The 1,297-nt window shown below is 29.8% G+C and carries 1 protein-coding gene and 2 pseudogenes; 2 read left to right on the top strand and 1 reads right to left on the bottom strand.

The window, feature by feature from the left end; genetic code table 11:
• Nucleotides 1-481: pseudogene (locus ACWIX0_RS13615) on the bottom strand (hypothetical protein); the annotation flags it as partial.
• Nucleotides 482-515: 34 nt separating this feature from the next.
• Between ACWIX0_RS13615 and ACWIX0_RS13620 the strand changes: the two are divergent.
• Both ACWIX0_RS13620 and ACWIX0_RS13625 read left to right on the top strand, forming a co-directional pair.
• A complete protein-coding gene (locus ACWIX0_RS13620; protein ID WP_454174524.1) occupies nt 516-938 on the top strand; it encodes a hypothetical protein in 423 nt (140 codons plus the stop codon).
• 35 nt (nt 939-973) lie between these two features.
• A pseudogene (locus ACWIX0_RS13625) lies at nt 974-1,297 on the top strand (hypothetical protein); the annotation flags it as partial.

Here is a 1,297-nt window from a genome sequence, read left to right on the forward strand (position 1 = left end):
ACCACTTTTGCTTGTAGTTGCGAGTGAAACGAAGCAAAAAAATTCTCAATGCCATTTATGTGGTTTTTGCCTTTTGCAAACTCATTTTTGCTATGTTTGACACGATAATGTGCCTTTGCCCCTTTTGCTTGCAGTTGTAAGTCAAACGAAGCAAAAATACAGAAGTTTTTTGCCAGCTCCTCGCCCTCTTTTGCCTCTCACTCTTTTAGCACCCAAAATTTATATTAAAAGATTGCTTTCATCAATTTCAATTTCGCCATTTAATTTAGATATTTTTTCACATTCTTTGGTGATTAAGATTCTAATGTTTTTGCAAATTTTATTGACACTTTGGCGAGAAATGTTGCTTAATTTTGCAATTTTTACCGCTTTAATATCAAGACAAAAAAGTTTAAGAATCTCTCTTGTTTTTGCCTCTGAAATTCTTGCAAAACTCTTTTATATATGTAGCGATATACTTGTTTTTCATCGTATGTATCATAACTTAAGACTCCTTTATTTGAGCTTAAGTTGTCTTGAGCCAAAATTTTTACACAATCAAATCACAACTCCAAAGTGTTTATGACAAACTAAATGATATGCTAGAAAAAATAATTTCAAAAGCAAATGTGGCAAACTTAAAGGGAGATTTTGAGTTTATTTATTGGGATAAACAAGACAAACAAATAAAAACATTAAAATCTACCAACAATTATGAACTTACAATATTAAAAGAAATTGATTTAAGCAAAGCCGCTAATGAATACGCCATATCAAAATTCTTGCCTTTTATATTTTATCCAAAAGATGAAGAGATAGAAAAAATACTATACCACGAATATCGTTATGGCAATGTATCAAGTGAATACAAAAATGCTAGAAATGAATTTTATCAAAATGTATTAGCAGGAATACAAAGCGATAAATATTGGAGTAGTAGCTATCATAAACTCAGCTAAAAATCTATCTAAAAATGAAATATCAAAGGTTGCAAATGCCTAGCAATGAAAATAAAACAATAGAAAATATTTTTGCTTATGATGGGGATATTATCGACATACAAATATTAGAATCTAAAGGCATAGATACTTTGCAATCTAAAATCTATTTTTGCGGAGTGCTATTAAATGGTGGCACTGAATCCACTATGCCATATAATGAATGTTTCTTTGGGAGTTTGGATTCTAATGATTCAAACGACTTAGACGAATCAAAGCCTATTTATTATTTAGAATCAAATTTAGATTCCAATGGTTACACTCAAACCCTCCAAATATTCCTAAACAATCATAAACTTACAATCTTAAATTATTCACTA

It is taken from the genome of Helicobacter sp. T3_23-1059 (assembly GCF_053654515.1).